Annotated in this window: 31 protein-coding genes and 1 pseudogene; 21 read left to right on the top strand and 11 right to left on the bottom strand. The window is 59.4% G+C overall.

Going from position 1 to position 22,988, the window contains the following annotated elements; genetic code table 11:
* The first annotated feature begins 194 nt into the window (after positions 1-194).
* Positions 195-473, top strand: a complete 279-nt coding sequence (locus tag R2676_RS25620; RefSeq protein WP_011342941.1) for a hypothetical protein — start codon at positions 195-197, stop codon at positions 471-473.
* A complete protein-coding gene (locus R2676_RS25615; RefSeq protein WP_095145693.1) occupies positions 470-754 on the top strand; it encodes a type II toxin-antitoxin system RelE/ParE family toxin in 285 nt (94 codons plus the stop codon). Before R2676_RS25620 ends, R2676_RS25615 begins: the two co-directional genes overlap by 4 nt.
* 97 nt (positions 755-851) lie before the next feature.
* On the opposite strand, the gene R2676_RS25610 is transcribed toward R2676_RS25615, so the two are convergent.
* The 5 genes from R2676_RS25610 to phnC are packed head-to-tail and all read right to left on the bottom strand — an operon-like array spanning position 852 to position 5,259.
* On the bottom strand, positions 852-1,718 hold the full coding sequence (locus R2676_RS25610) for a LysR family transcriptional regulator (RefSeq protein WP_231108837.1): 867 nt from the start codon (positions 1,716-1,718) through the stop codon (positions 852-854).
* A 14-nt stretch (positions 1,719-1,732) separates the two neighbouring features.
* Positions 1,733-2,743 carry a phosphonate dehydrogenase gene (locus R2676_RS25605; RefSeq protein ID WP_009238667.1) on the bottom strand — a complete coding sequence of 337 codons (1,011 nt, stop codon included), beginning with the start codon at positions 2,741-2,743 and terminating at the stop codon, positions 1,733-1,735.
* Between the two features lie 24 nt (positions 2,744-2,767).
* Complete coding sequence (phnE, locus tag R2676_RS25600) at positions 2,768-3,565, bottom strand: phosphonate ABC transporter, permease protein PhnE (protein WP_009238668.1); 798 nt, start codon at positions 3,563-3,565, stop codon at positions 2,768-2,770.
* A gap of 12 nt (positions 3,566-3,577) precedes the next feature.
* Positions 3,578-4,438 (bottom strand): phosphate/phosphite/phosphonate ABC transporter substrate-binding protein, encoded by an 861-nt coding sequence (gene phnD / locus R2676_RS25595; RefSeq protein WP_004629229.1) that lies wholly within the window; start codon positions 4,436-4,438, stop codon positions 3,578-3,580.
* Between the two features lie 2 nt (positions 4,439-4,440).
* Positions 4,441-5,259, bottom strand: a complete 819-nt coding sequence (gene phnC / locus R2676_RS25590; RefSeq protein ID WP_020200553.1) for a phosphonate ABC transporter ATP-binding protein — start codon at positions 5,257-5,259, stop codon at positions 4,441-4,443.
* 347 nt (positions 5,260-5,606) lie between these two features.
* Here phnC and R2676_RS25585 point away from each other — a divergent pair.
* Positions 5,607-7,168 (top strand): annotated as a pseudogene (locus R2676_RS25585) (IS3 family transposase).
* 417 nt (positions 7,169-7,585) lie between these two features.
* Here the strand turns inward: R2676_RS25585 and R2676_RS25580 are convergent.
* Positions 7,586-8,341 (bottom strand): replication initiation protein, encoded by a 756-nt coding sequence (locus R2676_RS25580; protein WP_004636909.1) that lies wholly within the window; start codon positions 8,339-8,341, stop codon positions 7,586-7,588.
* A 778-nt stretch (positions 8,342-9,119) separates the two neighbouring features.
* Between R2676_RS25580 and R2676_RS25575 the strand changes: the two genes are divergently transcribed.
* From R2676_RS25575 to R2676_RS25535, 9 genes are all read left to right on the top strand, one after another.
* Positions 9,120-9,773 (top strand): transcription elongation protein SprT, encoded by a 654-nt coding sequence (locus tag R2676_RS25575; RefSeq protein ID WP_316887551.1) that lies wholly within the window; start codon positions 9,120-9,122, stop codon positions 9,771-9,773.
* Between the two features lie 170 nt (positions 9,774-9,943).
* Positions 9,944-10,585 (top strand): division plane positioning ATPase MipZ, encoded by a 642-nt coding sequence (locus R2676_RS25570; protein ID WP_004636905.1) that lies wholly within the window; start codon positions 9,944-9,946, stop codon positions 10,583-10,585.
* A gap of 39 nt (positions 10,586-10,624) precedes the next feature.
* A complete protein-coding gene (locus R2676_RS25565; RefSeq protein ID WP_004636903.1) occupies positions 10,625-10,864 on the top strand; it encodes a plasmid partition protein ParG in 240 nt (79 codons plus the stop codon).
* A 51-nt stretch (positions 10,865-10,915) separates the two neighbouring features.
* Positions 10,916-11,221: a DUF7673 family protein gene (locus tag R2676_RS25560; protein WP_004636902.1), complete on the top strand. Its 306-nt coding sequence runs from the start codon at positions 10,916-10,918 to the stop codon at positions 11,219-11,221.
* 49 nt (positions 11,222-11,270) lie between these two features.
* Positions 11,271-11,468, top strand: a complete 198-nt coding sequence (locus R2676_RS25555) for a hypothetical protein (RefSeq protein ID WP_004636900.1) — start codon at positions 11,271-11,273, stop codon at positions 11,466-11,468.
* Between the two features lie 88 nt (positions 11,469-11,556).
* Complete coding sequence (locus tag R2676_RS25550) at positions 11,557-11,913, top strand: hypothetical protein (protein ID WP_004636899.1); 357 nt, start codon at positions 11,557-11,559, stop codon at positions 11,911-11,913.
* Positions 11,914-11,991: 78 nt separating this feature from the next.
* On the top strand, positions 11,992-12,405 hold the full coding sequence (locus R2676_RS25545; protein ID WP_004636896.1) for a hypothetical protein: 414 nt from the start codon (positions 11,992-11,994) through the stop codon (positions 12,403-12,405).
* Between the two features lie 82 nt (positions 12,406-12,487).
* The gene (locus R2676_RS25540) at positions 12,488-12,700 is read left to right on the top strand and encodes a hypothetical protein (protein ID WP_021197832.1); all 213 of its coding nucleotides are present in this window, start codon (positions 12,488-12,490) and stop codon (positions 12,698-12,700) included.
* Positions 12,701-12,851: 151 nt separating this feature from the next.
* On the top strand, positions 12,852-13,301 hold the full coding sequence (locus R2676_RS25535) for a hypothetical protein (RefSeq protein ID WP_004636892.1): 450 nt from the start codon (positions 12,852-12,854) through the stop codon (positions 13,299-13,301).
* A 302-nt stretch (positions 13,302-13,603) separates the two neighbouring features.
* Here the strand turns inward: R2676_RS25535 and R2676_RS25530 are convergent, their stop codons facing one another.
* Positions 13,604-15,337, bottom strand: a complete 1,734-nt coding sequence (locus tag R2676_RS25530) for a phage integrase family protein (RefSeq protein ID WP_004636889.1) — start codon at positions 15,335-15,337, stop codon at positions 13,604-13,606.
* A gap of 8 nt (positions 15,338-15,345) precedes the next feature.
* Positions 15,346-15,636, bottom strand: a complete 291-nt coding sequence (locus tag R2676_RS25525; protein WP_004636888.1) for a hypothetical protein — start codon at positions 15,634-15,636, stop codon at positions 15,346-15,348.
* Positions 15,637-15,847: 211 nt separating this feature from the next.
* Here R2676_RS25525 and R2676_RS25520 point away from each other — a divergent pair, with 211 nt between their 5' ends.
* From R2676_RS25520 to R2676_RS25510, 3 genes are read left to right on the top strand one after another with little or no spacing between them, the layout of a single operon-like run.
* Positions 15,848-16,078 carry a hypothetical protein gene (locus tag R2676_RS25520; RefSeq protein ID WP_012436847.1) on the top strand — a complete coding sequence of 77 codons (231 nt, stop codon included), beginning with the start codon at positions 15,848-15,850 and terminating at the stop codon, positions 16,076-16,078.
* Complete coding sequence (locus tag R2676_RS25515) at positions 16,065-16,436, top strand: type II toxin-antitoxin system PemK/MazF family toxin (protein WP_004636884.1); 372 nt, start codon at positions 16,065-16,067, stop codon at positions 16,434-16,436. The genes R2676_RS25520 and R2676_RS25515 overlap by 14 nt, the downstream gene beginning before the upstream one ends.
* Positions 16,433-16,657 carry a hypothetical protein gene (locus R2676_RS25510; RefSeq protein ID WP_004636881.1) on the top strand — a complete coding sequence of 75 codons (225 nt, stop codon included), beginning with the start codon at positions 16,433-16,435 and terminating at the stop codon, positions 16,655-16,657. The genes R2676_RS25515 and R2676_RS25510 overlap by 4 nt, the downstream gene beginning before the upstream one ends.
* Before the next feature lie 38 nt (positions 16,658-16,695).
* Here R2676_RS25510 and R2676_RS25505 read toward each other — a convergent pair whose 3' ends face one another.
* From R2676_RS25505 to R2676_RS25495, 3 genes are all read right to left on the bottom strand, one after another.
* Positions 16,696-16,923 (bottom strand): hypothetical protein, encoded by a 228-nt coding sequence (locus R2676_RS25505; RefSeq protein ID WP_004636880.1) that lies wholly within the window; start codon positions 16,921-16,923, stop codon positions 16,696-16,698.
* A 424-nt stretch (positions 16,924-17,347) separates the two neighbouring features.
* Positions 17,348-17,737, bottom strand: a complete 390-nt coding sequence (locus tag R2676_RS25500) for a hypothetical protein (RefSeq protein ID WP_004636877.1) — start codon at positions 17,735-17,737, stop codon at positions 17,348-17,350.
* A gap of 153 nt (positions 17,738-17,890) precedes the next feature.
* A complete protein-coding gene (locus R2676_RS25495) occupies positions 17,891-18,208 on the bottom strand; it encodes a hypothetical protein (protein ID WP_231973595.1) in 318 nt (105 codons plus the stop codon).
* A 166-nt stretch (positions 18,209-18,374) separates the two neighbouring features.
* Here R2676_RS25495 and R2676_RS25490 point away from each other — a divergent pair, with 166 nt between their 5' ends.
* The 6 genes from R2676_RS25490 to pilP all read left to right on the top strand — a co-directional run bounded on the left by R2676_RS25490 (position 18,375) and on the right by pilP (position 22,986).
* Positions 18,375-18,644: a helix-turn-helix domain-containing protein gene (locus R2676_RS25490; RefSeq protein WP_004636872.1), complete on the top strand. Its 270-nt coding sequence runs from the start codon at positions 18,375-18,377 to the stop codon at positions 18,642-18,644.
* Positions 18,645-18,817: 173 nt separating this feature from the next.
* Positions 18,818-19,657, top strand: coding sequence for a hypothetical protein (locus tag R2676_RS25485; protein WP_037012878.1), 840 nt, complete (start codon positions 18,818-18,820; stop codon positions 19,655-19,657).
* A complete protein-coding gene (locus tag R2676_RS25480) occupies positions 19,654-20,091 on the top strand; it encodes a lytic transglycosylase domain-containing protein (protein ID WP_004636280.1) in 438 nt (145 codons plus the stop codon). The genes R2676_RS25485 and R2676_RS25480 overlap by 4 nt, the downstream gene beginning before the upstream one ends.
* A 29-nt stretch (positions 20,092-20,120) precedes the next feature.
* Entirely contained in the window at positions 20,121-20,720 is a 600-nt protein-coding gene (locus R2676_RS25475) for a toxin co-regulated pilus biosynthesis Q family protein (protein ID WP_004636277.1), read from the top strand.
* Positions 20,717-22,402 carry a hypothetical protein gene (locus tag R2676_RS25470; protein ID WP_004636275.1) on the top strand — a complete coding sequence of 562 codons (1,686 nt, stop codon included), beginning with the start codon at positions 20,717-20,719 and terminating at the stop codon, positions 22,400-22,402. The genes R2676_RS25475 and R2676_RS25470 overlap by 4 nt, the downstream gene beginning before the upstream one ends.
* Before the next feature lie 17 nt (positions 22,403-22,419).
* Positions 22,420-22,986 (top strand): type IV pilus biogenesis protein PilP, encoded by a 567-nt coding sequence (gene pilP, locus R2676_RS25465; protein ID WP_004636274.1) that lies wholly within the window; start codon positions 22,420-22,422, stop codon positions 22,984-22,986.
* Positions 22,987-22,988: the final 2 nt, after the last annotated feature.

The raw sequence follows: 22,988 nt of genomic DNA, 5'->3' as shown, positions 1-22,988 counted from the left end.
GCGACAGAGTTTTCCGCACAATTTTGCGGCCACTCGGAGGTTGGTGCAGAGGACCGTTGAAGGCCTGTCGAAAAACAAATGTTTTCCGACAGGTCTTGGCATAGCGCAGGCCCGCCTTGCAGTGTTCTGTGAGTAGCGCTTAGTAAAGACGACGTATATACTTTGTTAGTATTAAGTGGCAGGAGGCCCCGATCATGTCAAAACAAGCCGTTTTCACGATGAAGCTGGAGCCCGAGTTGCGCGCCGAGTTCATGGCCGAAGCCGAAGCGGCCCATCGCCCGGCGTCGCAAGTGCTGCGCGAGCTGATGCGCGAGTTCGTTCAGCGCCAGCGCGAGTCGCGCGAGTACGACGAGTTCCTGCGCCGCAAGGTCGAAGCCGGCCGGGCTTCGATGCGCGCTGGATTGGGGCGGTCGAACGATGAAGTTGAGGCCGAATTCGCCGCACGGCGTGCCAGTGTGGCGAGCCAGGCGTGAGGGTTGTTTGGACGCCCGAAGCGCAGCAAGACCGTGCCGATGTGTGGGACTACATCGCAGCCGACAATCCGCGCGCGGCGGCCCGGATGGATGAGATTTTCAGCGACGCGGCCGCCCGGTTGATCCAGCACCCCATGCTGGGCAAGCCGGGAAAGATTCCCGGGACCCGCGAGTTGATCCCGCACAAAAGCTATCGCCTGGTGTATCAGATCGACGGCGAAACGGTGTGGATACTGACGCTGGTTCATACTGCCCGCCTGTGGCCGCCTGTGCGCGATTAAGAGATGATCATGGCAACAATGAAACGGCGCGTTGACAGACTGCTTTCGAGCCAGACCGCGGTCGGCGGCAGGCGGCCAGAAGCAGACATTCGTTTTGCTATTTATATTCTATTGAGCCTAAATCCGGAGAATGGAGAATCAAATCTGCAAGGCTTGCCACCGGACCGCTTAACGAAGTTTCTGAGCGATGTACGAGATAAAGATCTTTGTAAACATCTTCTTCAATCGGAATTGCATGTAACCATCCGCTTGCCTGTTCATGCTTGACCGCGCTTTCCATCACAAGCGAGATTCCTAGCCCTGCGTGGACCGCGTGTTTGACCGCCTCGGTGCTACCTAACTGCATACCCACTGTGAACTCTGCCGAGTCGGCACCGGCATATTGTTGTAGTAGGCGCCCAGTTCCGGTAGCCGCTTCGCCTCCAAGCAAGTTCTGGGATTTTAACCACTTAAGTGGAATGGTCGACTCGGCAGCCCAAGGATGGCCGGGGCGAACAATGACAACCATCCTCTCGCGCCGCCATACTGTTGAGACGAACCCAGGACGTGAGTCCCACCACTCCATTACCGCTACATCCACTTCAAGCGTTTCCAGCAAAGCGGCAATCTCGATATTTTTGCCGATCCTCACATCGATCTTGTTTGCTAATTTATCTTGGAGCGCCTTGATATAGGGTTGTAAAAGATAAATGCCGATATTGGAGCTTGCACCAACGACCAGGCTTTTATTGTGGAGGGCTGCCGTAGCCTTATGGCTAGTACGGAGCAATTGTTCCGCATAGGGGAAAAAAATCTTTCCCTCCAATGTCAGGCTTTGCGGCATTGTTGCGCGGTCAATCAGCCGGGCCTGCAAAGACTGCTCCAGCCGCTTGATATGCTGCGTTACTGTTGGCTGGGACAATCCAGTTTGCTTCGCCGCTTCGCGAAAGCCCCCGCATTTGACGACGGCAATGAACGTCGCCACACGCTCCAGATCTATCACGCCGCCTTTACTCCCGGATACGGCTGATTAATCGCGCCCATCGGTTTTTCACCAGCGAGTGCCTGGATGATGTTCATCGCTGCCTGCCGCTCGATTTCAAGCCGAACTTCCTTGACCGCCGATCCCAAATGCGGCGTAAAAAACGTTTGTGCCGTATTGTCGAGCAGCGCCTTGGGGATAGCCTGCGGGCGATCAGCGCGTATCCATTCTTCCATCTCGAAGACATCGGCTGCATATCCAGCTAGTTTTCCAGACGCCAGTGCTGCTATCACCGCATTCTCATCCACGACCGAGCCGCGACATGCATTGATCAGGTAGCTACCGGTTTTCATCTTGGCCAACGCGGTGGCATCGATTAGATGCAGTGTCTCTGCGGCCATCGGAACCATCGGCACGACATAATCACATTTTTCGAGCAGTTCATCGAGCGTGACGCGCTGTACGTGCCAAGCCTTTTCTTGTTCGGCATTGAGCGGAATCGGATCGCAATACAAGAGATTCATTTCAAAGCCAGCCAAGCGCTGGGCGATTGCACGGCCGACCGCCCCCATACCAATGATGCCAAGCGTTTTTCCTGTCAAACCAGAGCCATATAGTGTCGGCCGCCAGCCTTGGAAGTGTCCGCTACGGATTTGCCTATCGCCTTCCAGCATATGCCTTGTCAAACCGAGAAGAAGGCCGATAGTCAGTTCAGCGGTCGGGATCGTAAGCAAATCCGGCACAATCGTAAGCCATACACCGTGGCGTGTGCAGGCGTTGACATCGAAGTTATCATAGCCTTTAAGCGCGGCGCCGATGACACGCAGCTTTGGACATTCCTCGAGAAACGCGCTGTCGATGCTGTCCGGCATGAAAGCCATGAGTGCATCCGCATCTTTGGCTCGCGCAATTACCTCAGAACGCGGCAAGGTTTCCCGTGTGGTGTTGGGGATAACATCGGCGCTAGCGGACAACAATTCGATGATTTCCGGGTGCACCCAGTGGGTGAGGACGACTTTGGGCTTCATAAAAACCTTTGTAAGCTTTGGGAGTTATTTGAACTTGCGACGCAGGAAGGAGCTGAAGGCGTCGACGAGGGTAACCATGCCTAAAATAACCAGCAAAATAGCCGAGACATCCTGGTATTGCATGATGCGCAGAGAGCCCATCAGCTCGAACCCGATTCCACCGGCGCCGACCATGCCCATCACGGTCGAAGCACGGAAGTTGTATTCCCATCGATAGATCGCGGTATCGGCCATTTGCGGAAGCACTTGGGGAAAGATCCCATGAAAAATCACCTGCAATGGCGTGCAGCCCGCTGCATGCGCGGCTTCTACCGGTGCCGGATCGGCATGTTCGATCGATTCCGAAAAAAATTTGGCGATCATGCCAACCGAATGTAAGCCTAGGGCTAAAACACCCGGCAATGCGCCGAAGCCAACGGCTGCCACGAACAGGATGCCCATGATCAGTTCGGGTATCGATCGCAAAGCGTTTAACAGGCCGCGTGTGGCTTGATACACGAGTGGATGAGGGCTAGTATTCCGCGCGGCGAGCACTCCTAAGGGAATGGATAGCAATACCGCGATTGCCGTGCCGGCGATACTCATGGCCAAGGTATCCAGTACCGGTTTGACCCAGGTGCCAGCCTGCGAGAAGTTCGGTGGGAACATCTCGCCGGCAATTTTTACCAGGCTTGGCATGCCATCCTTCAATCGCTCGGCATCAAATAGGCCGACGTAATACCAGCAACCGATCACAATCGCCAGCACAACGGCAAACTGCAGTATCGTGCGGTTCCATACGCGCTGGCGCTCGGCCAGAATCAAACCAAAATCAGCTTGCATGCTGTCGCTCACTTAGAACTTCGACAGATCGAGCTTGAGCAGTGTGCCAAGGCTGCGCACCACGTCATAGTCTTTGTCGCTGATCGGGCCGAAACCATCGGCTTTGAAAGGTTTCAGGACTTCCGGATCTTTGAGATTCAAGAAGGCTGCACGGATCTTTTCCTTCAGTTCCGGCTTCAGATTGCTGCGCATGGTCCACGGGTATTGCGGATATGGCTTCGATTCGGCAAGAACTTTTACTTTGTTGGGATCGACCAGTCCGCGCTGAACCAGGGATTCAAAAATCGGCTTACTCAAGCCGCCAGCCTGCGCGTGACCGTTTTGCACGGCCATGGCCACCGCGTCATGCGCACCGGCAAAGTGTTCGCGATAGTTTTCGCCGGCTTTCAAACCGTTTTCCGCCAATATCGACTTCGGAATCAAATGGCTGGAGGTGGATGCCTTATCACCGTAAGCGACATTCTTGTTGACGATATCACTGATTTTGGCGATGCCGGCGCCAGTATTGGCGATCAATACGGACTGGTAGGTAGTGCTACCCTTTTGCTTCATCGCTGCGAATGGCTCGATGTCGCTCTTTTGCTTAGCCAGCACATACGACAAGGGGCCAAAATATGCCATGTCGATACGGCCGTGACGCATGGCTTCGATCATTGACGAGTAATCAGTGGTAACCACCAGCTCAATTTTCTTTCCCAGCTCTTTTTCCAGATAGATTTCGAGCGGCTTGTTGTTTTTAATTACGGTCGATGCGTTTTCGTCCGGCAGCAGCGCAACTTTGAGCGTTTCTGGATCGGGATTGGATGATGCATGGCCAATGCTGCAGACGGCGGCAAGCAAGACAGACATTAATGCGGATGCGAGTTTTTTCATAATCAATCCTTTACGGTAGCAAGTTGCATGGGAAATGAAGTATCGATAAGCCGTTCCTCTCGAGCGTCTTGTGGAACGCTCAAAGAAGAACGGGGTACTTGTTCATACAGCGTGTCGTAACTGGCTTGATCCAAAGTCTGCGGGGCGGCATCAAAAATGACTCGGCCATGGGACAGGCCAATAATACGGTCGGCATAACGTTGAGCGAGGTCTACCTGATGCAGGCTGACGACCGCCGAAATCCCGTCCTCTTTACAAATGCGGTGCAGCAGACTTAGCACTCGCTCTGCAGTAGCAGGATCGAGGCTGGCTACCGGTTCATCAGCCAACACCAGTTTAGGTTGCTGAGCCAGAGCCCGGGCAATACCGATGCGTTGCTGCTGGCCGCCGCTCAATGCGTCGACACGGCTTAAGGCTTTGTGCAATAAGCCGACTCGGTCCAGACTTTGCAAGCATATGGATTGATCCTTCGCCGGGAGGGGGAATAGACTGCGTAATGCCGTGTGGTAGCCCATTCGGCCCATCGAAACGTTTTGCAAAGCCGTCAGTCGGCCAATCAATTGATGCTGTTGAAACACCATGCCAGTCTGTCGGCGATGCATGCGCAATGCACGCGAGTTCGCCAAATTTCCTAAGCCGGCGACAATGGTGGTGCCGCGCTGCGACGCATGCAGCGAATTAATACAGCGAAGTAGCGTGGATTTTCCAGCGCCGGAAGATCCGAGCAATACGGTGAACTGTCCCTGATGGAGTTTGAGAGTGGTGGGATACAGTGCAATCGCATCACCATAACTGACTGAGACATTCTGTAGTTCGATCATGACACCTCCGGCAGATTTGAATTCGTAATCAAAAATGATGACCTGATTACGAATCTGAATTGCAGCGATGGTAATGTCGTGATATGACACCCTGATGACTCGTTGATGTCATTTTTGTGGCATGGTCGCGGGTGCCTGTGAGGGAAATAAGTTGTGCTATCTATGCCAAATATAGACGTCTGCTATGGGTCGGGTGCCGTCGCGTGCGCAGTGTCAAAGCTGACATGACGAATACATGAGATGGGCTGATGCTCGCCGTCCGGTCAGGCAGCTGCCCCCCCCCCCGCGTCAGAATAGTTGTCGCCTCGATAGAACCAAGAACCTGGGGGCGGCGATGAAGGACGACAGTGGCTCGATACGGACAAGCATTCAAAGACAAAGCGGTGGCCAGGTTGCTGGCACCGGAGAGCGCCTCATTGGAGGTGGTCTCGCGCGAGGTTGGTGTGGGAGTGGGAACCCTGGAGCGTTGGCGCGAGGATGCGCAGTCCAGGCCCGCCCGAGGGCGGGCCTGGACTGCGGGCGCCCGGCTTGAGGCCGTGATCACCACGGCGGCGATGAACGAGGCGAGCAAAAGCGCCTGGTGCCGCGAGCATGGTGTGTACCCGCCTGATCTGGACAAATGGCGGGTGAGTTGCACCACCGCACTGGTCGACCCGCAGGATGCGCCTGCCAGTGCGCAAGCCACACGCGCTGATCGCAAACGCATCAAGGAACTCGAACGCGATCTACTGCGCAAGGACCGGGCACTGGCCGAGACAGCCGCGTTGCTGGTGCTGTCAAAAAAAGTCTCGGCGATCTTCAACAGGGGCGAGGACGAATGATCGGCCTCGAAGATCGCCAAGCCCTGGCCCAAGACATCGACACGGCCCATGCCGCAGGAGCGCGGCTGCAGCCGGCCTGCGATGTCGCTGGCATCGACGTGCGCACCCTGCAGCGCTGGAAGGCCCGCTCGGGCCTCACAGCGGGCGATGGCAGACCCAGCGCCGTGCGCCCGATGCCCAGCCATGCCCTGAGTGCGGCCGAGCGCGCGGCGCTGCTGGCGGTGGCCAACGAGCCGCGCTTTGCTTGCGCGCCACCGGCGCGCATCGTGCCCATGCTGGCCGACGAGGGCGTGTACCTGGGCAGCGAGTCCAGCATGGCGCGTGTGCTCAAGGCCGCCGGGCAGAACAAGCGCCGAGGACGTGCCAAGGCGCCCAGGGCAACAAAGCCGCCCACCACCCACATCGCCACCGCCCCAGGCCAGGTCTGGTGCTGGGACATGACCTACCTGCCCGCCAGGGTGATGGGCCGCTGGTTCCACCTGTACCTGATCCTGGACCTGTACAGCCGCAAGATCGTGGGTGCCGAGGTGCACGACAGCGACGACTCCGACCACGCCGTGCACCTGGTGCGCCGCACCGCGCTGGCTGAGGGCATCGCGGCGATGACACCCAAGCCCGTGCTGCATGGCGACAACGGCTCCACGCTCAAGGCCACCACGGTGCTGGCCATGCTCAACTGGCTGGGCATCAAGCCCTCCTACTCGCGGCCTCGTGTCAGCGATGACAACGCGTTTGCAGAGTCGTTGTTCCGCACGGCCAAGTACCGCCCGGAGTTCCCGGCTCAGGGCTTTGAGACGCTGGACGATGCCCGCGCCTGGGCCGCTGGGTTCGTACGTTGGTACAACGTCGAGCACCGCCACAGCGGCATCCGCTATGTGAGCCCGCAGCAGCGCCACACCGGGCAAGATCAAGCCATCTTGGCGGCACGGCACACGCTCTATCTCCAGGCCCAAGAGCGCCACCCGGCGCGCTGGTCGGGCGCCACCAGAGACTGGTCGCTCATCGACATGGTGACCCTCAATCCGGAACGAGACGAGGTGGTCAAGATGGCTGCCTGCGTTCAACATACTCAGCTCAAGGCTGCGTGACTCAGGCGACAACTACCTTGACGCGCGCCGCCCCCTGCAGGACTCACAGCAGTTGTATGCCACCCGTCATCCGAGACGTCAGTCGGCCTCATCCAGACCGGAACAATCTGGACGTGACGTCCGGCTGGCATTGCCGTGATCGAAATGGCGGCTAGTGACACGACTGTTGGGTCTACCCCATCGACCGGGCGCGGGACAAGCCACGTTGATCGGCTGACGGAATTTTCGGCGGTTCCGGCTTAGAACCCCCAGCAGCTGCCTCGCCGTTGCTGCGGAGGCCTATTGGGACATTTTCCGGGTTGGTTCGGGCGTGTGGATGCGTACGGCCGGCGTCGGCTCGCCGCCCCTGCTCCGACCTGGGACACGGCTATTGGGACATTTTCCGGGTGAAGTTGGCGGCACCTGGGCCGCCACCTATCAGAAAAGCGCCCCTTGGGGCGAGACGCGAAACCGGAAGTCCAGCTTGACGACTTTGCGACCGGCCGTCTCGGGTTCCCATTCGATGTGCAGGCCGTTTTTCTCCCGCAGCTCCTTCACGGCCGGCTCGATGACGCGCCGGCGCAGATCCTTGAAGTTCTTGCGCTGGCTTTCGGACGCATCCATTGCCCGATGAAATTCCTCGATCGTCGGCGTGTATCGGCCGGTGGCCGCCCAGGACTTGAAGCACTCGAACAGGCGCCAGGCGTAGACCGAGCGCAGAGCGGCCGCCTGGCGCAGCTTGTAGGTCGTGAATTCCTGGCGCAAGCCGAACAGGTGCGGCACCACTTCCTGGAACCAGACCAGTTCGATCCAGCCCTCGCCCTTGTGATACTTCGCACTACCCACCCAGCGGAACTTGAATTCCTCCGGCCCTCTGCGGGTTTCCCGCACCGTGCGCACGTAGCGGTTGAACAGGCTGTCGCTAGCCCCCTGCAGCTGCTCGTATGCCGTGTTGGCATCCACGCCGAAGGCCTCGGCGTACTCGGCCGCAGAGAGCCGCACCCGCCAGGCGCCTTCCCTTCGCAGCTCGACAAACGGGATCGAGTCGTTCTTTGCGATGCACGCTGCAATTAACCGCTTTTCGGCCAACGTCAGGCTGTGTGCTGCCCGCGTGAGCGCGTTGCTCATGGTGACGTTGCGTTCGGCCAGCGCCGGCTCGCTGTACGCGACCGGCTTGTCTTCCTCGACTACCATTGGGTCATCTTCCGGGGTATTGGGACACCAACAAACATAGCCCAATTGGCGTATTGGGTCAACAACTGTTGCATGCCACCTGTGGATGGCACCCGGAAAATGTCCCAGTGCTCCTGTGGACAGCACCCGGAAAAAGACCTAGAAACCCGGAAAATGACCACTTTGCGCCCGGGAAAAGGCCCAATAGACCCGGAAAAAGACCCAATGAGGCCGTTTTTGCCACGTTAAATCAATGAGTTACGCCGTCTAAAACGATTTAAAAACGGTAAAACGTAAACCAAAAACACGCGTGCGAGGCTTACCTGTGGATAACCGTCCCGCCGCGACCTTTAACCCCACCCGGGCGCTTCGCGCCCACCCGTGAGGGTTGTTCATCGACGCCCCGCACGCGGGGCTATCACGCGCGCAAGCGCGCTTGACTGCCCCGATCGCCAGCACAACCGCAGAGCCGGATTGCCCCGGCTACGCCGGGTCGGCGCTCTCCCCACGCCTTCGGCGCGGGTCCCCGGGCGCCTCAATCCGGGCGCGACGGCGCGCGCAAGCACATTTCCGCTCATCCAAGGCAAGTTGCTGGCAGAGAGAGGGTCGGGTCGGCCACCGCGAGGGCTCTAGGACGCGTATACGGGCGCTCAGAGCGTTTTTTTCGGGCTGGTTGACCCTCCGGGGTGTCCTGGATGGGTCTATGCGGTCCAAAAAAGCGCTCGGAGTGAAAAACATAGAGCGTGTACACGTACTCATCGCGATAATGGCGACACATTCCATCGGGAGGGGAAAGCTGATGCGCCATGCCAATCGTGAAGCCTGGTTGAACCACGTTGCACGCCGCATGGCGCCAATGTTCGCAGCGCTCGATGCCCCGCTGCCTGGTCGGATTCGGATCGCCATCGGATTCACGTCGACAGGCCAGCGCGGTAAGCGGATTGGCGAGTGCTGGGACACCAGCTGCAGCGAAGATGCACACTTCGAGATCTTCATTCGGCCTGACCTGGTGGAGTCGGCCGACCTGATGCCCATGCAAGTCGCCGCGATCCTTGCGCACGAGCTCGTGCACGCCGCGGTCGGCCTCGATGCTGGCCACCGCAAGCCCTTTCGGGATGTTGCGGTCGGGATTGGCCTGAAGGGTCCGATGCGATCAACGACGGCCGGCCCGCGCTTTGAGGAAAGTGTCACGCCAATCCTGGACGAGGCCGGGCCACTGCCGCATGCGCGCTTGCGGACCAGGCCAGACGCAGATAGCTCGGACGATGGCGAGGCGCCAGGGATCAAGACGACGGCGCCGAAGAAACAGACGCGGCGGCACATCAAGTGCAAGTGCGGAAGCTGCGGCTACACGGCCCGGACTTCTCGGAAGTGGTTAGATCTCGTCGGGGCGCCCCTCTGCCCCAAGCGCGGCGCCATGGCCGTGTGCGCGCAGGACGATGGCCAGGACTAGCTCCGCGTAAAAACTCAACTCAGCGCATCAATGCGATTGAAGCACTTAAACACTCAACTCAAAAGAGTGACGCATATACGCAACTCATCAACTCAAATGAGTTGATAAAGTGATGCGCTACTCTTATACTTAACTCTGTTACTCAACTCAAATGAGGTGATGATGTGAGTATGATCGTGCTTGTGGCAGCAGAGAAGGGCGGTACGGGGAAGTCCACCATTGCCAGCAACATCGCCGTGCATCTGGTTCGCCAGAATGTCGATGTTGTCCTGGTCGATACCGATGGCCAAGCGACATGCGCTCGGTTTTCCGAACGACGCGACGAAGCGGGTATCGGCCCAGCGGTGCCGTGTATCCAGCGGACGGGCGATGTCGCGGCGACGCTGCGCGATTTATCGCGGCGCTACCAGGTGATTGTGGTAGACGCCGGCGGCCGCGATTCCCGCGAAATGCGGTCGGCAATGGCTGTTTCCAACCTGTTGCTGGTGCCTACCCGCGCCAGCCAGGCCGATCTGGAGACGCTGCCGAAGGTCAACGAACTAGTCAGCTTGGCCCGAGGCCTGAATCCCGACCTGAAGGCCTTCGCGGTGCTGTCGATGGCGCCGTCCAATCCGACGATTCGAGAGGTGGACGACGCGCGCGAGGCGCTAAGCCAGTTCGATCAGCTCGAACTGGCGGACACCATCATCCGCGACCGGAAGGTCTACCGTGATGCGTTACTCAACGGAAATGGAGTGGTTGAGTTGAGTAATTCCCAGGCGTGCGCCGAGATCCAGCTGCTCGCCCAGGAATTCTTTGAGGTCGCCGCGTAGGCGTGAGTGTTTAAGTAACAACTCTTTTGAGTTACGCAAATGAGTAAATTTAAGATTGCCACCAAGAGCTCCGATGCCGGTAAGCCGGTGTCGCGGGACGAATTTGTCGGCGGCGCTGCGATGGTCCAGTCGCAGGTCGGAAACCGGCCCCTTAAGCCCGTGCGCGTGAACTTCGACCTGGACCCGGACGAACATCGGCGTTTGAAGATGCGAGCAGTTGAGGCGGGCATTTCCATCGCAGATCTCGTGCGCGGTCTGATCCGCAAGGAAATCAGCTAGCTGATGCTCAACTCAACGGCTTAACCCAATAACTCAACTCATGAGGAAAGCATGGCCAAGATGACGGATGCAGAACGAGCCGCCCTGGAACGCCTGATCTCGCACGCGATGCGCGACAGCGGGCAGAGCCGACGTGTCGCCGACTTTCTGTTGGCATGGTGGAACCCGGGCCAATGCGGTGGGTTCGATATCACCGTGACCTGGGGGCTCGACGACGAGATCGTGGAGGACGTGGTGGTCGTGTTTGGCTATGCCGCACGGAACAACCACTATCCGGACACCTTGGGCTACGGCTCGCAATTTGAGGCCATTGTCAGGGCGTGGCGGCCGGAACTGGTATCCGAAGAAGGTCAGTGATTCCCAGGGGAACGCCGGCCGCACCGGCATAACGAAAAGAGGACAAAAAATGGTTAAGGATCTCGGAATTCATCCGCCCAACACGCTCATTCTCGATAGCGTGACCTTCTGCGTGGACTTTTCTAAGGTTTCCATCGAAGGCGGTCACCCGATGGGACCAGTGTTCGCATATGGGGCGGCAAGAGCAGTCTTGTCGGCCAATGACGCAGAGCGGCTTGTTGCTGCTGGCGTCAAGGACAATCGCTAGATAGAGATGGGCCGGGCATCCTGGAGGATCAGGATTTGCGAGTGCCTGTCGAACCTCGCCAATGACAACCAGATGGATGGAGGATGAAATGTATGCCGTAATCGAAAAGTCGCTCGGTGGGCTAACGCTTCCGTACTACCTGCGCCACCTTTGCTTTGCCCTGATTTTCCCGCTCATGCTGTTCGCCCAGGTGAATCACCAGCCCGGCAGCGGTGGGATGTTCCTGCTCGCCGTGGTGAACACCCTGCTGTACCCGTATGCACGGTTCCTCTATGAACGAGTTTGGGGCTTCATCATGGGGGATACCAAGTTCATGCTGGGCGTTCTCTGGGTGTCGCTGGGGAAGCTCGCCACCATGATGGCGTGCTGGTGCTTAGCCGTTTTCCTGGCGCCCATCAGCCTTGTATACCTCTACTATCTGCGCGAACGAACAGTGCAACAGTGACCAGCTGCGTGCAAGAACCGGAAGAAGGGCTGAACAATGCCAGTAAAAAGATTGCCGCCAGTTCCTGCAGGCGTGTCGATGTACTTTTACATGAGATTCGCTGCAGGCGACGAGTGGTATCGGTTTAAGACGATGGCGGACATGCCACCTTGCTTGAAGCATGATTACCCGACACGTGATCTTGAATTTCGGGTTCCTCCGCTGTGCCACAGTTTTGAGATCGTCACCATAGATCTGCGCGCCGCCCTCGCAACGTTGCCGGACAACGAGCAGTTGAACCTCAATCCGGCACGGTGGAGTCGTGTTCGGCGGGATTTAAGCGAAGGCTGGTGCTACACACCGTGGATGGGCGTGGAGCAGGGACGAGCAAGTCTGACGGACGGTCGCCACCGCATCGTTGCGATGATGAAATTTTTGGAGCTGGAGTATGCCGAATTCGCTGTTCAACCCGAACACATTGCAACAGTGCGAGCGCAGGTCAAAACGCGCTGACGCGAGCCACTGTGTGAGTAATTGCGGAAGGGTCACGATGAAGAACCAAATTTTCGGACGAAAGGTCGGCTCTGGAAAAGACATGACTTGTCTAATCAGGGGTGACGGGGCATCGAGCGGCGGCAAGCCCGTCGACCCAGGTGTCATTGATGAGTTCGTCGTCGCGAACACGCGACGCGCGGTCAAACTGCTCCGAGAGAAGGGTGTGGAGGGTTACGTCCTGTTCGAGGGCGACCCGACACCATACGAATTCACGCCGGACGCAGATTTCGTCTATCCGGCTGTCATCCACTAGGAAAACACAGGGAATAGGGCGCCCGAAAAATCTTCTTGCATCCTGCAAAAGTGCTCCATAGACTGGAACCTGTCTTTAGACGTCCTGCCATTCGTGGGTCGTCTAACGACGCTCCACGGATGGCCTCTTTTACCTTTGAAGGAGGTTCATCATGTTGAATGCAGCTACCAAGACCACTGCCGTCCTGTTCCCGGTTTCCGACGATCGCCGCACTGAAAATGGTCCGCTGTTCTCGGGCTCCATCAAGCTCGAAGATACGCAGATCCCGCTGGCAGCCTTCCTGAAGGATGCCGAGAGTGGTGAAAGTCAGTTCCTGGACCTGGCGGTGGGTGCAAGGGGGCAGCAGCACTTCTCGGGTCGGCTTTTCCGCAGCACCGAGAAGAAGAACGCCAAGTCGCCCGATTACACGGGTTATTTGATCGTTCTGCCCATGACGCCTGATGTGCGCAATGAGTACACCAAGGAAGAATGGGAAGCTGCTCCGCGACTGAAGGTGTACGGTCGTCGCATGCGAAACGCGGACAATTCTCCGCGCATCTCGCTCGACATCGCACCGCCCAAGTCCGATGCACCCGTTGGTGATAACGAGCTCGCGTTTTAACACGTGGAGTTGGCTCTGTGCCGACGCAGCACCAAGCGAGAGGGTTTCCCCCTCTCGCTTTTTCATTTGCCGGCGTGCCGGCACTGGATGATTCTTCTGCATACCTGCGCGGCTGAAAGGCGAGCTTGCAGAGAGGTGGTTTGCCTGGTGCCGGTGGCCACGGGCACAACCTGGTGGTCATCCCCGCTGCTCGGCCCCGCGAGGCGCGCTGGCCGCGCGACAGCCTCCCAGATCCTCGCCGCCTCTCCATGTCCCCCAAGGGGACCCCTAGCGGCTCTAACCAGGCGCGGACACTCCCGACGCTAGACGCTGAACAGCTTGGCGACTTCGCGTTGGCGCCGGCGGGCACCGGCCTTGTCGTAGATCGCCGAAGTCGCGGGCGAGGCGTGCCCCAGGTAGCTTTGCCTCACATCGAGCGGCACCCCGGCCTCGGCGCCCGCAGTGCCGAAAGCGTGCCGGAACGCATGGGGATGCAGATGGATTGCCTGGGCGCGTAGATCTGGGTCGGCTTGCTCCAGGTGCGCACGGAAAGCCTCCGCGGCGCGAGTAACCAGGTGGCGCAGCCCTCGGTCGCTGTAGCCACGGCGGCCGTCGGCGGCCTTGGCCAGCGCACGCGGGCTGGTGCAGGGCTCGGCAGGTGCCAGCAGCGGGCCCTCTGCAGCGTGTTCGTCCCCCAGATCTCGCCAGTGCGCCACCAGTGCGTCATGTGCGCGGCGGCTGATTGGCACCATCCGCGTCTTGGTTCGCTTGCCGACGATGCGTAGCTCACCCCACAGCGGGCCATCGCCGCCGGCGGGCCGCAGGCCCGATCGTTCGGCGCCGGCGGCCTCGAATACACGCATACCGGAATCGTGCAACAGCAACACGGCGGCGCGGATGGTACGCCAGCGCACGTCATCGGCGGCCTGCGCGTCTAGCCATGGCTGCAGCGCTTGCCAGACCGCCGGCGGCACCGCGCGCTCGATGTCGATATCGAGTGCAGCCACACGCAGCGCTGGCATGCCGTCCCATGGGTTCGAGTCCAGATAGCGGCGGCCAACCAGCCACTCGCATAGGGCCGCCAGGACCTGCTCAGCATAGGCGCGGCTGCGCGTCGACAGCGGCCCTTGGAACGGCCGCCAGCCCGGCAGTGTGCGTGCGACCTGCGGCCCGCTCCAGCGTGGCCCGAAATCCTTCTGTGCCAGGAAAGCCCGGTACGCCAGGCAATCATCGGTCAGCAGATCGCTGAAAGCCTTGCCGCGCTCCAGGATGGCCCAGGCCAAGCAGCGTTCCGCTTCCTTGCGATACGCGCGCCAGGTGTGACCACCGGCTGGCCACAGCGACAACCAGGTCTGGATTGCCTGGTAGTCGTTGAGTGCGTCGATGCGGCAGCGGTTGGTGTCGCCCCGGTTGATGCCGGCGCGGCCATCGAGGGCCGCCGGCAGGCGGATCGCTTCCAGCGGCACCGCGCGGCCGGCGTGCGGCACGAGCTCGGGCGAGGGGAGCGCGGCAGGCAACGATACGCCAGTGACGTGGGCGCCCAGGCGCCCTAGTGTCGCTTCAGCTGCAGCCAGGGTGCGCACAATGGTCGCCGCAGCGGCCGGGCCGATGCGTGGCACACGGCGCCACCAGGCTCGGCCCAGATCGTTGGCCAGCGTCATCAGTTCGCCCAGCGTGGCCACGCCGGCGGCCTGCAGCCGGCGTGCCAGTGGTGCAGCAAACCACAAACGCACGTCGTGCTTGGTCGCCGGTGCCGGCGTACCCAATTCTTCCAGGCGCCGCAGGCCTGCGAGCACCTGGTTCAACGCCGTGGTTGAGCGCGGCCCGGTGGCCAACAGGCTGGCCAGCGCTTCCTGTTCATGACGCAGCGCCAGTTGCGCGAGCGTGGCGCGAATCGCGCGTAGCGCACGCAGGGCCAGGCTTTCTGTCCACTCGATGTCGGGATCGGACGACAGCCAACGGTCGGCCACGTCGACCGCCGCCACGCCCTGCAGCCAGGCGCGCATGGCGGCGTACTGGGCACGGGTTACATCGATGGCTTGATTTGAGTTTTTCATCAACTCACCTACTCAATTGGCGTGCCCGAATCTTCTCTGCTCGCGCGGTCGCGTTGCTCCATCTCGGCCTCGCACTCGGGCGAGCAACAGCCGCTGTAGCGCAGCGCGTAGTGGATCGTGTCGTAGAAGGCGACTGGCTGGCCGCATCCGTTGGCGCAGCTGCGGTGTTTGTCCAGCCACGCCGCACGCTGGGCGACCTGCTCACGCCTGGCCGCTTCCTGTCGTCGCTGCCGCTTGCGGTAGTACGGCGCCTGTTCTGGCTTGGGGGTGAAGGGGCCATAACGGCCGTTGATCTTCATGCAGTGCCTCCGGCGCACACTTAACGTGTGATCTAAACGACACAAAAATTACGACCTACTTTCTGCAAAACCCCGCTTTTGCGGCTAAAACGCCATGCCGATAATAGCATTTATCGGCAAGGGAGCGAGCCAAGCGTATGCACTTTTGTCTTACATCTACGTATTACGTTTTCTGCTAAAATTCGGTCAGAACATGCCCATGGAGGGAAACATGCAAGCCCACACCCTGTCTTTCCGCGCCGGCGACGCTTTTGTCGCCGAGACGCGCACGCTGGCCGAACAGGCCGGCTTGAAGAGTTCCGACTACATCCGCGAAGCTGTGCGCGAGAAGAACGAGCGCATGATGGCCGAGCGCATCGCCGCGCTGTCGCGCAAGCTGTCGGCCAAGCACCTGGCGGAAAACCAAGCCATCGAGGGCACGATTGCCGATGGCCTCGCCTAAAGTCAAACGCGGCCAGGTCTGGGCCGTCGATTTCGAACCGCAGACCCACAAGCAGGAGCCGGGCAAGCGAAACCGCCCGGCTCTTGTCATTCAGACCAACCTGCTAAACGATGCTGGCCACGCTACCACCATCGTCATCCCGGGCACCTCGGACGTTGAGCGCGAGGACTGCTTCCCGCTGCGTGTCGCGCTGGGCCGCCTGCCGGGCCAGGCCGTCGACGAGGCGACCGATCTGCTGATCGACCAGATCCGCGCGATCTCGAACGATCGCCTGATGGGCGACAAGCCCATCACGACGCTGAACACGAACCACATGCGCCGCGTCGAAGACGCGCTGCGGCTGTTGCTGAGCCTATGAGAGCCGTCCGCGGCACCCGCTGGATCGGCTGTGCTGCCTGCGGTGTTCTGCGCGATCACGTCCGTGAGACCGTTCAGCTCACCCCATTCGATGCCAACCAGGCAGGCGAAACCTGGATCTGCACGTTCTGCGGCGCTGCCCGTCTGCTTGCAAGGCCCTGCAGCGACCAGGACGACCGCGAGCAGCTGGAGCGCCGCGGGCAACTGCGCCTGATTGACTGATGCACTTGTCAGCTCAACTCACCTGAGTTGACGTTTCGTCAGTCGCGCAGCAGCTTGAGCGGAGGGGCTTTCTTGATGACGGCCTGTTCCTGGCGGTTGATCTCCTCAGCCTGCTTCTGTCTGGCAAGGCTGGCAGCGATTTGCCGGTCACGAGCCTTCTGCGCTTCTATGCTGCGGTAGTAAAGGGCGGCGAGCACCGCTGCAACGAGTAGTACCCCAATCACAATAAGCACGGGGGCCAGGCTGGGCTCTTTTTGCTGTTCCAATTGGCATCTCCTTTCTTTGGTGTATTTACTCAACTCAATTGAGTTCGCGTTTCTCGGGCGCCCGCCAGCAGGTGGGCGAGGGGCGGCAGCAGCCGGCACGTCCCCACAGCGACGTAGGCCAGCAGGCTGGAGTCGATGTCAGGTAGGCTAGATTAAACGGTAGCGCTCCGATTAAGCGCGCTATATTGTTTTGCGCAAATCATCGGGTATCCAATATGCGAAGAATTAAGTTTCTCGAAATTCAGAGTTGATATTTTCTAATATCAATCCATTTGTTGTTCTTCGGCAACGGAAAATATCCGTTGACTCTTTTTGAGGATTAAGGGCGACGCGAAAGAAAACCCTCCTAATGGGGGGTCGGGGTGGCAGGAACTAATTGTTGTAGACTTCCCGGTTTAGGCAGTATGGGATTACTTCACCCGGACTAGGCGGCGTTTACCAAGTCCTTGCTGGCGGCGGTAGCTGCCGCATCGTACGCATCCACTTTTTCGTAGTCCGCGAGATCCGCTTTGATCTTGGAAAAGCTTGCTGGGCTTAGCTTTGCGGCACGGCGGGCGAAGTTCTGGACCTCTTCGCTCAGGTCCGAAATGGACGACGTGGAGAGCTCCTTAGGACCACGGCCAAGCACTATCCAGATGGCGTTGTACCCGTATCTATCCTGGATGCCAATGGCATGTTCCAGTCGAATCTTTTGGACGTGACCACTCAGCCAATGCTCGACCAGCGCTTTAGAAACGCCGGCAGCACTGGCAATGGCAGCGACCGAAACAGCGGTTTCGCTGCGTATGAGTTGCATTCGTTCATAGAGAGGCATCTCACGAAGCTAGCGTGCAACCCACCATAAGAAATGCGGCTTCGCGACCATAGGAAATTATGGTAATGTTTTGAGAACGCGCGATGCCACCCGGCGCGCGCGTGGGGGAGTAAAGAATCTGGCGGAACTTACCGACCAGGCAGAGAAGTGCACCTACTTAGGCAAACGATGGGCGCTCTTTGCAGCTAGTGCAGGGTTCGAGCCTTGTTCGATTGCTTCGAGCTTGTCCAGCTGCTCAGCATCAACGAGCCACGCTGAGATGATGCTTTCGATGCGAGCTCGACGCTGCGAGCTGAGCGCACCAACACGAAGCGCTAGCGCTTGGATGGTGGGCGAAAGGTCGTTCGACTGCGGGACCAATGTCTTGGGCCCCTCGCCAAGAACGATCCATGTGGCGTTGTAGCCGTACTTTCGTTGAATTTTGATTGCGTACTGAAGCTTTATAGATTTGATCTGACCAGTTAACCACATGCTCGCTGTCCCGCTAGAGACGCCAGCCACATCCCCGAGGACTCCGATCTTGGTCCCGGTCTCTCTGAGGATGGTTTCGATTCGTTCGCTAAGCATCTTAGAAAACTAAGCGATTACATCCTTTGCTTATTGAGTTTCTTTCCTTAGTGTTCTAAGATCGGGGCGCATGAACGCACGCGAACTGATTGCCGCCCTTGGGGGGGTCCCGAAGCTGGTGAAGTTAACCGGCTTGACAGAGGGCCGCATCTACCAATGGCAGACAGGCAACTACATCCCAAGAGCGTGGCTCAAGTTCTTCCGCGCCCGCTACCCGCGAAAGGTGGCATGGGATGAATTGGTTCTGGCTGATCACCCGCCCCGCAAGGTGGGGAGTGTTTTGAAGACTGACCCCGAGTCGCAGTCGAGTCGAGACGAAGATCGGGAGAGGAAGAAATGAAGAATGTCACGACTCACCAGATCGGCATCGTGGCCTTCTACACTCATTAGGAGGTTGCCGGTGAATAGAAGTCCGTAGCAAGCCGCGCAAAAAGCGGCCCGCCAAGGTGTTTGCACCACCAAGGCGGGCCTAGCCAAAAGCCTACCCCAGTTTCCCAACAGAGGAACGATCTCATGGCTTCCCGCATTCTAGCAAATGCGGGCGCAGTGTTGCGCGCGTGCTTTATAGCATGCTTCTCTACTACGGCGTTGTTTCATCCGACGCCCGCTGCCGCCCGCACCAACGTCCTTTGCCCGCTTGATAGTGACGGGCAACCAGGCGCCATCATCTCCTATGTGTCTGCGGGGCCTGGCTCAGCCAACTTGTGTGAACTGAGCAAGGCCAAGACACCAGAACGTGCGCCGACCATTTTGGCGGCGACGGCAATTTCCTTCTCAGCGCCTGATCGCGCCCCAACCCGATCCACTCCGAATTCCGAGGTAGGCGAGCAGCCGGCGGCCTCCAGAAAAGGAACGGGGTCCATGCTGGCTGCAGTCTTCGGTGCCATCGCCATTCGGGACAACAAAGGCGGCGCCACCGAAATCCGCTTCGAGGGTGCACCGCCAGCGGATCTACGCCTCACAGATGTGCAAGGTCGCCTGCTTCCAGCTACTTGGCGCGGCAACATCCTGAGCCTTCCGCCAGTAGCTCGCTTCACGCTGAACGGTTTCAGTCAAGCTGTCGATGTCGCTCGTGTGCAGAGCACTGAATACCAATTTCCTGCCAGCAACTTGACTGGGCTCGAACAGGTATTCGATGAGGGCGATGCTACCTATCTCGCCTTCGACGAGCCCAAAGGCGGCGTTTCGGTGCTTGGCGATGGGCATTCGATCAGCGGCACGCTCAAAGGCCGGTACTACAGGCTCAATGGCATCGCAAGGCAGCTCTCTGTTATCGCTGATGGCGAGGTCGTGCATGTCGATCGCATTGCGCGGGTGCGCTTCTATGAGCGGCCTAGCACGGTGCGCCCATGAAACGCCTCGGCCCGATTCTGCTACTGGTTCTGTCGCTGTCGTCTCCAGCTGCCCACGCAGATTGCCTGGACGACGCAGCGGCGTACCACCGCGTCGATGGCGCGCTCCTGCGCAGCATCGCGCTGCATGAATCGCACATGAATCCTCTGGCCATCAATCGAAATCGTGATGGCTCGCAGGACCTGGGCCTTATGCAAATCAATTCCGCGCATCTGCCACGGTTGGCCCGCTATGGCATCACGCGGCAGCAGCTGCTCGACGCTTGCATCAATGCGTATGTGGGCGCTTGGATCTTGCGCGCCAACATCGACCGGTTTGGCGCGACATGGCGCGCGGTTGGCGCCTACAACGCGACGACACCCGCCAAGCAGCTCAGATATGCCAATCAGATCTACACGCGGTGGCAATCGCTGCAGCGCGCAGCATTGCCTTGATTTCTCTCTGATCTAACGAGTTCAAAACCATGCGCACATTCCATCCATTCCACCGAGCAATGCTCATCTTCTACTTGCTGACTGGCCTTGGCGTGACCGTTGACGCCCAGGCGCGAACAGCGCCGGCCCAGGCCAAAGCAGCTACGGACTGGCAAGAAATGCCAGATGGCACTTGGCAGCGAATCGCCGATGCCAAGGGCGCTATGGAGCCGTCTCCTGAAGAAGGCTGGCAACTGCTCGGATCGACGCCGGCCTCACCGAGTAAATCAGCTCAAGTGCGATCGGGAGTCGCGACTGAAATGCCGAACGGTAAGCGTCCATCCGAAATCTCCCGCTCATCCGCGGCGCCTGTTGCGCCACCCGCACCGGCGGCTGATGCCTTCGTACTGGTCAAGGGCAAATCCATGCAGGCGCAACTGGAGGCGTGGGCGGCACGCGCGGGCTGGACAGTGGAATGGAATGTGCCGGACGGCTGGATCGTTCCCAACGATCAGCCTCTTGGTAACGACTTTGCGCGCGCCGCGCAACAGACGATCGAGCAGCTTGCTGCCAACGGTGCTGACGTGCAAGCGGACATTTGGAAAGGCAACCAGGTGATGGTGGTACACCAAGCAGGAGTAGGCGAATGAAAAACTGGAATCCTCAAATCAAGCCCCTGGTGATAGCACTGATCGCCGTAACTGCTCTGCAGGGTTGCGGCATTACGCAGGTACGTGAGAACCAAGCGGCAATCGTTTCGGACGCACAGGCCAAGCTTGACGGGGCACCTCGTAGCCGCCCGGTAGTCCGGATTCACGATGGATCTTGGCTGATGGGCGAGAAGATTCGCGCAAGCAAACCGCAGCCGGAGATTTTCAGCAAGCAGGTGGTGTTCAAGGGGTCGCTCGCTAGTCTCACTGAAGCGGCGGATTGGATCGCCCAGAACGTTGGCGTACGTGCCACCGTCGAAGCTTCGGCCGCCACTATCCCGCTCCAGATGGCCCGGTCCGGCTCCGGGAACCCGCCCCAACGCATGTCGGATTTGAACGGCCCCCTGCCATCGAGCTACGGCACTGGTGCGGCGCCACTCTCACCGACCGGCGCCGCAATCTCTGCTGGCACGACGGCGAGCGCGTCGGTCGCGCCACTGGTGTTGAGCTATACCGGCAACCTGCGCGGTTTCCTTGAAACGATTGACGCACACTGGGGCGTTTGGGATCGCTACCGCGACGGCACCGTTGCATTTTTCAAGACTGAAACGCGCACCTTTCCGTTGCCAGACCTGGGCGAAGTCGCCTCAATGAACGGCTCGATTTCGGCTAACTCAACTGGGGCGGCTGGCTCGGGATCGTCCGGCACGAGCACGGCATCGACGGGCACCGGTTCATCGAGCGGTTCCGGCAACGGCGGCCAGACAGCGACGCTCGCTGTGGTATCCGATCCGTGGCTGAATCTGGAGAAGATCGCCAAGACAATCGCCGGTGCAGATGCAACAGTGGTGGCCGACAAGCATCTCGGTTCGGTAACGGTCACAGCCACGCCGCCGCAATGTGATCGCCTTGAAGAATGGGTCAAGGGTCTGGACGCCATGTTCGGCAAACAGATCGGCATTGACGTGAAGATCTATGAAGTCCGGTTGTCGCAAGAAGACAACTACGGTTTGAATCTGTCGCTTGCTTACAAGTCCGGCAACGGCCATACCGGCGCGACATTCACTGGAGCTGGCGTTCCAAGCGTAACGAGCACGGCATCGCCAATGACCTTTGGCGCCACCATCGTCGGCGGCAAGTTGGACGGCACCAAGGCCGCGCTCCAAGCGCTGTCCACCTTGGGTAATGTCTCGCGGGTTCTGCAACGCGGTGGCGTCACACAAAACGGCAAGGTGCTTGCGCTGCAGGACGCGACGCTGCAGGACTTCGTGCAAGGCACGCAAACAACGCTAGCCAGCAACGTTGGCTCTACGACGGCTATTCAAACCTCTACCAACATCTCCGGCTTCACTGGCAATTTCCGGCCCAAGGTCATCAATGGCCGAATCATGATGGTCTTCGATATGACCATCTCGGAGCTTCAACCGCTGCAAACCTTTACTTCGGGCAGCAGTGCGAGCCAGTCGACCGTCCAACTGCGAACGATGCCTCTGGCGCGCTTCGAGCAGTCGGTGGGGCTCAGGCCTGGCGAAACGCTGGTACTCACTGGCATGCGCGAGCAATCCACAAGCACAACCAACAACGGTATCGGCTCGCCGTACATGCCGCTGCTGGGCGGTGGCGTCGATGCGCAGAAGAAGGACACGATGATCGCTGTCGTCATCACTGCGCGCCTGCTCTAACCAAGGGAAATTCCGACATGAACAGAACCCTCATGAATGTCTTGGCGAGTGCGCTGCTGGCCGCTATTGCGATTTCCGCGCGCGCGCAGAACGCTTCAGCACCGCAAGCTTCTCTGGCCAGTGCCGGCGCACAGCAAGGCACGTCGTCAGCTGTCAGCCCGGCCGCCGCCGCGGGCGCGCAGCTCGCTCAAGGTGCACGCAGCTCCGAGTCCGATGAATTGGCCAACCTGCAGAAGCAGATTCCGCTGTGGAAAGCACGTGCCGAAATCGCCAAGTACCAGGCCGAGGTCCGTAAATCGGAGCCGGCCGTGGGATTGGCCGCGCCGCTGCCGGCAGCAACCATGGCAGCAGCACAGGGGGCCGTCCCCGCAGCAGCACCGGCCGCATCCGCGCTTGCTGCAGGGCCGCGCGCGATTTCGCTGCACGCCTACGACGGCAAGTACACCGCGATGGTGGAGGTAAACGGCCAAGCCATCCCTGTACGCGCTGGCGACACGCTTGACGGCGGCTGGAAGGTCGCTGGCATTGACGACGCGGGCATCAAGATCGTCAACGGCAAGCGTGTGCGTATTCTGAGGCCCTAACC

It is taken from the genome of Ralstonia flatus (assembly GCF_958439105.1).
Lineage (GTDB): Bacteria > Pseudomonadota > Gammaproteobacteria > Burkholderiales > Burkholderiaceae > Ralstonia > Ralstonia flatus.
The sequence above is the reverse complement of the archived record's forward strand: the minus strand, read 5'-3'. Positions and strand labels throughout refer to the sequence as shown.